Source organism: Salipiger sp. ABF4_146, from assembly GCF_056161345.1.
In genome coordinates this window covers 1-8,174 of the sequence record NZ_JBSWYX010000050.1, presented here as the reverse complement: position 1 = coordinate 8,174, position 8,174 = coordinate 1, and the positions used below count along the sequence as shown (strand labels likewise).

Here is an 8,174-nt window from a genome sequence, read left to right as displayed (position 1 = left end):
CGCTCAGCCAAAAAAGATCAGACATGTTCACCGCTCGTTTTCGAACGGTGAATCACGCTCGTCCAACCAAATCAATGGGTCCTGACCCTAACTTGGACAATTTCGTCCGAGCGGCAACAGATATCGAACTCGACAAATACGTGGCACTCGCTGGTGGCGTTAATCGCTTTTTCCATTTCCGCGAGCCAGCCCCGGTGGATGACCAGCCCACCATCCGGATGAACCGCGATACGGTCTACAGCACCGTGGTCGTCGACATCAGCGCGGGCGCGACGCTGACGCTGCCGGAGGCTGGAGAGCGGTACATGTCAGCGATGGTCGTGAACCAGGACCACTATGTGAACGCGGTGTTCCATGGTGGCGGCAGCTACACGCTCGACATGGAGATGTTTGACACGCCTTACGTCATCGTCTTCATGCGGACGCTGGTCGATGCCGACGACCCCGACGATGTCGCGGCGGTCAACGCCCTTCAGGACGCGATGAAGATCGAGGCGGCTTCCGCCAATCCTTTCATCGTGCCGAACTACGACGAGGAAAGCTTCGAGGGCCTCGTGCGGGCAGCGCTGGAACTGGGCCGCTATGCGACGACGGGATCCCGAGGCGCCGCCGGAGCCATGGACGAGGTCAACCCGTTGCTGCACTTTCTCGTCACGGCGGTTGGCTGGGGTCTGCTGCCGGAAGAGGAGGCGTTCTATCTGGGCGTCGAGCCCAGACTGCCGGTCGGTGAATACAAACTCGAAATGCCTGCCGATGTTCCGGTGGGCGCCTTCTGGTCGGTCAGCCTTTACAATGCCGAGGGATTCTTCGAGCCAAACACCATTGATGGCTACGTCGTCAATTCGGTCATGGGCGAACGCAACGACGACGGCTCGATGACGGTCCACTTCGGCGGGTGCGACGATGGCAGGGTGAACTGCCTGCCGATCATGGAGGGCTGGAACTACACCGTACGCATGTACCAACCCGGCCCCGAGATCCTCGACGGCAGTTGGACCTTCCCGGCTGTCGAAGCTGTGAACTGACAGAAAGGATCAACAATGAAACGTCTTTGCCTTGCCCTCGCGCTCTGCGCACCCTTGCCCGCCCTTGCCGAGGACATCACGATCCAGAACCTGATGCGCGCCGAGTCCGACACCATGTTCCGCGCGATCATGGCGGACAACGGTATCGGGATCGGAGAGCTGTTCCACGAGCGCGAGGTTACCTCTGCCGACGCGCCGCAGCCGGTGATCCGGCCGAACCAGGACACGCTCTACTCCGGCGGTTTTCTCGACCTTTCCGAGCCGGCAACGGTGACACTGCCGGAGGGGGACGGACGGTTTCAGTCCGTGCTGGTGATCAGCCAGGACCACTACAACTTCGCCTATGCCGAGCCCGGTTCCTACGAGTTGACCGAGGACGAGGTCGGGACCCGCTTCGCGATGCTCCTGTTTCGCACCTTCATTGACGCGGGCGATCCGGACGACGCCGCGCGGGCTCATGCGATGCAGGACGGCATCGTCATCGAAGGCGGCGGCGAAGGCCCCTTCGAGGCGCCGAACTGGGACCTTGAAAACCTTGCTGCGGCGCGCCAGGCGGTCAATGACCTCGCCGCCGCCGTCGGCCTTGATGCCAGCAACGCCTTTGGCCGTCGTGATGAGGTGGACCCCCTTGGTCACCTGATCGGAATGGCGGGCTGGGCGGGGCAACCGGCCACGACGGCCAGCGCCTTTGTCGATGCCGTCGACTTGAACGACGGCGAGACGCCCCATGCAGTCACGGTCAGCGACGTGCCGGTGGATGCCTTCTGGTCGATCACCGTCTACGACGCGGACGGCTTCCTCGCGCCCAATGACCTCGGCCGGAACAGCTACAACCAGACTTCGGCCACGCCAAACGATGACGGCTCCTACACCATCCATTTCGGCGCCTGCGACGATGGACGCATCAACTGCATCCCCATCACACAGGGCTGGAACTACACGATCCGCCTCTACCAGCCCCGGGAGGAGATCCTTGACGGCAGCTGGACCTTCCCCGAAATCGAGCCAGCAGGGTAAGCGGCGCGCCGGGCGGCAATTGATGCAGATCATCTTCTCGGGCCGGAAGAAATTGTAGTCTTAGCTGGCGCTTTCCGGGGATCGAGCCTTTGGAATAAGACTGAGGAAAGGACTCTTCCATGTGTGAAAAATGCCTTGGACTGACCCGCCGCGATCTTCTGACTTCTGGTGCAGCACTTGCCACCGTTTCTGCAGCGGGCGGACTGGCACCGTCGCCCTCCCTCGCCCGTGCGCCCGGCTCATGGGATATCTCGACATCCACCGCGCAGATCGACGCCTACATGGGCGCGCCGGTCGAATTGGCCACAGCCAAGAATGGTGCCATCACCAACAAACGGCTTCTCGACGGCATTGATACCGTCGCATGGCCCGAACCCACCATCGAAACCCCGGCGGAAGGGGTCTGGGTCTTTGGCGGCTACGGGCTTGCGCCGATGGCGGTGATTGACACGCCAGACGGGCTGGTCGCCTTTGATACTGGCGACACCAGGCACGATGGCGAGTTGATGTTCGAGGCGCTGCGAACTGTCTCCGATAAGCCGGTCAAAGCGATCATCTACGGCCACTCGCATACCTGTTTCGGGGCCGGTGTGCTCGCCGAAGGAAACGACGATATCATGGTGATCGGGCACCCTGACCTGAACGATGTGGTCGAGGCGAACGCCGGTGGCGCGCCGGCATATTTCCCTGAAATCGGTCCCTATCTGACGGCGCGTTTGATGATCCAGTTCAATGCCTTCATGCCCAGCGAGGGACCGGACGCTTGGGTTGTCCCCACCACCCTCGAGCCCGACGAGGGCGCCTTCATGCCGGTGAACACGCCTGTCGAGGACGGGCAGGAAATGGACGTCCTCGGCGTGAAGATGCAGTTCTTCACGCGGTACGGCTCGGACGACAAGGTGCACACCACCGTCTGGCTGCCGGAGCGCGAGATCCTGCTCACCACCATGCTCTGGTCGAGCCCGCCGCAGCTTTACTCGGTTCGCGGCGACATCTTCCGAGACCCCCGCGAGTGGCTCGCAGGCCTCAAGCAGAACCGCGACCTCCAACCCGAAGTCCTGATCTCTGCCGCCACTCGCCCCATCGTCGGCAAGGAAGATATCCAGAAGACGCTGGAAGGCTATCTCGACGGTGCAAGCTTCGTGCTCGATCAAAGCCTGCGCGGCATTTTGGGCGGGAGAGGGCCGAACGAGCTTCGCCACCTGGTCACCTTCCCGGAGTATCTCAACGAGATACCGAACAACTTGCAGAATTACGGAGAGATCTCCAGCTATTCGCCCGCGATCCATTACCAGTGCGTCGGTTGGTACGATAACGATGCCGCCAACCTCAAACCGGTCGCGCCATGGGACGAGGCCGAGCGTCTCGTTGCGCTGATGGGAGGCCGCGAGGCGGTGCTGGAAGCTGCCGCAGAGGCAATGGAGAAGAAGGAATACGCTTGGGCCGCGCAACTGGTGAACTACCTCTACCGCCTCGATTCCGAGGACGCCGAGGTGCGCCAGGCCAAGGCCGATGCGTTGCGCCAGATGGCCTATGTCACCACCGGCGCCAACGATCGCGCGCACCTGATGTCTCAGGCCCTCGCGCTCGAAGGTAAGGTTGTGCTCCCAAAGGTCATTCCGCCCGCGCCGGAGGTCATCGCGGCCTCCCCGGCAACCTACGTCGATCACTTCCGCGTTCGCATTAACCCGGACCTGAGTGGCGATACGGAGGCGATGATGCGCTTCGCGTTTTCGGACGGCAGCAGTTGTGGTCTGCATATTCGCCGCGCAGTGGCCGAGTTCGTGGCCGACCCGGACACGCACTATCGCGACCCCGACATGACCCTGAAAATGGCAGGCGAGACCTGGGCCAAGATCTTCGTCAGTGCCGAGACGCCAGAGGCGCTGATCGAGAAGGGAGAGATCGAGGTCTCCGGCGAGGCGAGCGAAGCTGCGCGGCTCATCGACATGTTCGACCGCTACATTCCCGAAAAAGCTGTGATCGTGCCTGTCGCCGCGCTGTTCCACAATCACTGATTAGGCAGGGGCATGCCTGTGCATCGCCCCTGCGGAACAAGCAAGCCTTTCCCCAAGCGTTGCCCTCAGGCGAAAGGCGCTTGACGGCAATTTGGACCTGCCGACGCCCGCAGGCTCGGCGCTGCCTTCGGCGAAATGCGGGGCAAGGGGCTGGATCGGGGTTTCGTGGTCCGGCCCGACGTTACAGGCGCCAAACGCGAGCATTGCCGGAAAGAGGATATGTCTAGGGGTCGTGTGATCTTGTCTTTTCGGATTGCGGCCCCCTCCCAGCGGAGGAGGGGGCGGTCATGTCGGGGGCAGGGGTCAGCCTTGCGGCGGCGTGCCGATGCGCTTGTGGGTGCCGGTGAGCTTCATCACGAAAACGAAGAACACCGGCGCAAAGATCACCCCCAGCACGGTGGCCGAGATCATGCCCCCCACCACGTTGATGCCGATGGCGTTCTGGCTGGCTGCCGAGGGGCCGGTGGCGATGGCCATCGGGATCACCCCCATGGTGAAGGCCAGCGAGGTCATCAGGATCGGGCGGAAGCGCAGGCGGCAGGCTTCGACGGTGGCGTCGATGAGGCCGCGCCCCTCGGTGATGAGATCCTTGGCGACCTCGACGATCAGGATGGCGTTCTTGGCCGACAGCCCGACGATGGTGATGAGGCCCACGGTGAAGAATACGTCGTTCGAAAGCCCCGTCAGCGTCACCGCCGCCACTGCCCCGATGGCGCCCATCGGCACGATCAGCATCACCGCCAGCGGGATCGACCAGCTGCCGTAAAGCCCAGCGAGGCAGAGGAAGACGAACAGCACCGACAGCCCGATCAGGATCGGCGCCTGGCTGCCGCTTTCGATCTCCTGCAGCGACTGGCCGGTCCACTGGTAGCCGAAGCCCGTCGGCAGGTCCGCCGCGATGCGCTGCATCTCGGCCAACGCCTCGCCCGAGGAATAGCCAGGCGCGGCCTCGCCGTTGATGCGGATCGACGGGTAGCCGTTGTAGCCGACGATCTGCGACGGGCCGAAGCCCCATTCGGCGCTGGCAAAGGACGACAGCGGCACCATCCCGCCCTGCACATTGCGGACGTTGAGCTTCAGCACCTCCTCGATACTGCTGCGCGCTTCGGCCTCGGCCTGCACGATGACGCTCTGCATCTTGCCGTCGTTGGGGAAGTCGTTGACGTAGCCCGACCCGAGCGCGACCGAGATGGTGCGGTTGATCTCGCCGAAGGTGACGCCGAAGGCATTGGCCTTCTCGCGGTCCACGTCGAGACGCAGCTGCGGTCCCGGTTGCAGGCCTTCGATGTACATCTGGCCAAGTATGGGACTTTCCGCGCCAGCGCCCATGATCTGGCCTGCGGCCTCCTGCAAGGCGGCATTGCCGAGGTTCGCGCGGTCCTGCAGCCGGAAGCTGAAGCCCGAGCCTGTCCCCAGCCCTTGGATCGGCGGCGGCGAGATGGCGAAGGCAAAGCTGTCGCGGATCGAGAACAGCATCCCCGAGAGTTGCCCGGCAAGGGACGCGGCGCCCAGTTCGGGGCTTGAGCGTTCGGCCCAGTCCTCCAGCGTCACGAAGCTGACGGCAGCGTTCGGCCCCTGGCCCGAGAAGGAGAATCCCTGAATCGTCACCACGTCGGCCACGCCTTCGGTCCCGAGGGCAAATGCCTCGGCCTGCTTGGTCACTTCGCGCATGCGGAACGAGGTGGCCTCGGGCGGCGATTGCATCGACGCGATGAGGTAGCCCTGGTCCTCCTGCGGCAGGAAGGCGGCGGGGATCTGCACGTAGACATACCCAAGCCCCGCCACCAGCGTGGCATAGATCACCATCATCCGCCCCGAACGCTGCACCAGCCCGCGCACGCCCCCGGCATAGCCTTTGGAGGCGCGGTCGAAGTTGCGGTTGAACCAGCCCGCTGGGCCCTTGCGGGCATGGCCGTGGCCCTTGGGGATCGGCTTGAGGAAGGTCGCACATAGCGCGGGCGTCAGCGACAGCGCGAGGAAGGCCGAGAAGAAGATCGAGACCACCATGGTGAGCGAGAACTGCTGGTAGATGATACCCACTGAGCCGGGGAAGAACGCCAGCGGGATGAACACCGCCATCAGCGCCAGCGTGATGCCGACGATGGCGCCCGAGATCTGGCCCATGGCCTTCTTGGATGCCTCGCGGGGCGAGAGCCCTTCCTCGGACATGATGCGCTCGACGTTTTCGACCACCACGATGGCGTCATCGACGAGGATGCCGATGGCGAGGATCATCGCGAACATGGTCAGCACGTTGATGGAAAAGCCCGCCGCCAGCATCACCGCCAGCGTGCCCGCCAGCGCGATTGGCACCACCAGCATCGGGATCAGCGTGTAGCGCAGGTTCTGAAGGAAGATCAGCATCACCACGAAGACCAGCGCCACCGCTTCGATCAGCGTGTGAACGACCTTCTCGATGGAAGCGGAGACGAAGGGCGTGGTGTCATAGGGAATGGACGCCTCGACCCCCTCGGGGAAGCCCGCCGACAGCTCGTCGAGCAGGGTGCGGACCCCCTCGGCGGTGTCGAGCGCATTGCCTGTGGGCGAGAGCTGAATGCCGATCTGCGCGGCTTCCTCGCCGTTGAGATAGGCCTTGAAGGAGTAGAACTCGGCATCCATTTCGATCCGCGCCACGTCGGAAAGGCGCACGATGGAGCCGTCTTCGCCAGCCCGCAGGACGATCTGGCCGAACTCCGCAGGGGTGCGCAGCTGGCCTGTGACCAGAAGCGTCGCCTGAGTCTGCTGACCCTCGGGCGCGGGGTCCACGCCGACGGAACCGGCCGAGACCTGCGCGTTCTGCTCGGAGATGGCGGCGGTGATGTCGGTGACCGACAGGTCCAGCCCCACCAGTTTCGCAGGGTCGATCCAGACCCGCATCGCCCGTTCAGCCGAGAACAGTTGCGCCTTGCCGACACCCTCGACCCGGCGAATCTCGTTGAGCACGAAGCGGGTGGCGTAATCGGCCAGACCCACGGAATCATAGCCCGACCCCGGCGCTGCGGCGAGAGAAACGAACATCAGGTAGCTGCTGCCAGCCTCCTCGACCAGCAAGCCCTCCTGCTGCACCTGCGGCGGCAGCGCGGATTCCACCCGGCGCAGGCGGTTTTGCGTCTCCACCACGGCTCGGCTGATGCTGCTGCCGGAGGCGAAGGTGACGGTGATCGTCACCGCGCCCGTCGCCTCGGAGGTGGATTCGAAATAGAGCAGGTTCGGAATGCCGTTCAGCTCTTCCTCGATGGGGCGGGTGACCTGCTGGTAGAGGTCCTCGGGCGAGGCCCCGGCAAAACGGGTCGAGATGGTGACCTGCGGCGGGGCCACATTGGGATATTGCGCCACGGGCAGGGAGGGCAGCGACAGCACCCCCGCCAGCGTGATGAAGATCGCGATGACCCAGGCCAGCACAGGGTTGTCGATGAAGAAACGTGCCATGGATCGGGGCCTCAGTTCGCGGCTGCGGGCTGCAGCGCGTCGATGGCGCGGCTGCAGGTGTCGGTGGGCGCATCATCGGTGCCCGCGGGATCGGTCCAGCAGACCGGGGTGACCGGCGCGCCGGGGCCGATCTTCTGGAAGCCGTCGACGATCACCATGTCACCGGGGGCGAGCCCATCTTCGATGGTGAGGGTATTGCCGCTGCTGCGCCCCTCCGAGACGGGGCGCGGCGCGACGGTGCCGTCCTCGGCAACCAGCATCAGCTGCGCCTCGCCTGAGGCATCGCGCCGCAGCGCCTGCGCCGGGACGACGAGCGCCGCCTCGCGCACCGCCTGCGCCACGCGCACGCGCACGTACATGCCGGGCAGCAATGTGCCGTCGGGGTTGGGCACCTCGGCGCGCAGCGTCACCTGCCCGCTGGAGCGCTCCACCGACGCTTCTGAGAACAGCAGCTTGCCGGGATGCGGGTAGAGCGAGCCGTCATCGAGGAATAGCTCCACCTCGGCGGCACCGGGGGCCAGTTCGGTGATCTCGCCCGCATCCACGGCGCGGCGCAGGCACAGCAGTTCAGACACCGGCTGCTGCATGTCGGCATATGAGCCAGCCCCTTCGAAGTGGTCCACCCACGAAGCGTGAAATCCGATAGGATTTCGGCGAACAGGAGGACTACGGAATGGCTGGAAAG

The 8,174-nt window shown here is 64.3% G+C and carries 5 protein-coding genes; 3 read left to right on the top strand and 2 right to left on the bottom strand.

The window, feature by feature from the left end; translation table 11 throughout:
• Window positions 1-92 precede the first annotated feature (92 nt).
• From ACXAJT_RS27255 to ACXAJT_RS27245, 3 genes are all read left to right on the top strand, one after another.
• Window positions 93-1,025, top strand: a complete 933-nt coding sequence (locus ACXAJT_RS27255; RefSeq protein ID WP_475242076.1) for a DUF1214 domain-containing protein — start codon at window positions 93-95, stop codon at window positions 1,023-1,025.
• 15 nt (window positions 1,026-1,040) lie between these two features.
• The gene (locus ACXAJT_RS27250; protein WP_475242073.1) at window positions 1,041-2,042 is read left to right on the top strand and encodes a DUF1214 domain-containing protein; all 1,002 of its coding nucleotides are present in this window, start codon (window positions 1,041-1,043) and stop codon (window positions 2,040-2,042) included.
• Window positions 2,043-2,161: 119 nt separating this feature from the next.
• Window positions 2,162-4,060 carry an alkyl sulfatase dimerization domain-containing protein gene (locus ACXAJT_RS27245; protein ID WP_475242071.1) on the top strand — a complete coding sequence of 633 codons (1,899 nt, stop codon included), beginning with the start codon at window positions 2,162-2,164 and terminating at the stop codon, window positions 4,058-4,060.
• A 303-nt stretch (window positions 4,061-4,363) separates the two neighbouring features.
• On the opposite strand, the gene ACXAJT_RS27240 is transcribed toward ACXAJT_RS27245, so the two are convergent.
• Complete coding sequence (locus tag ACXAJT_RS27240; RefSeq protein ID WP_475242068.1) at window positions 4,364-7,489, bottom strand: multidrug efflux RND transporter permease subunit; 3,126 nt, start codon at window positions 7,487-7,489, stop codon at window positions 4,364-4,366.
• A gap of 11 nt (window positions 7,490-7,500) precedes the next feature.
• Window positions 7,501-8,112 carry an efflux RND transporter periplasmic adaptor subunit gene (locus tag ACXAJT_RS27235; protein ID WP_475242066.1) on the bottom strand — a complete coding sequence of 204 codons (612 nt, stop codon included), beginning with the start codon at window positions 8,110-8,112 and terminating at the stop codon, window positions 7,501-7,503.
• Window positions 8,113-8,174: the final 62 nt, after the last annotated feature.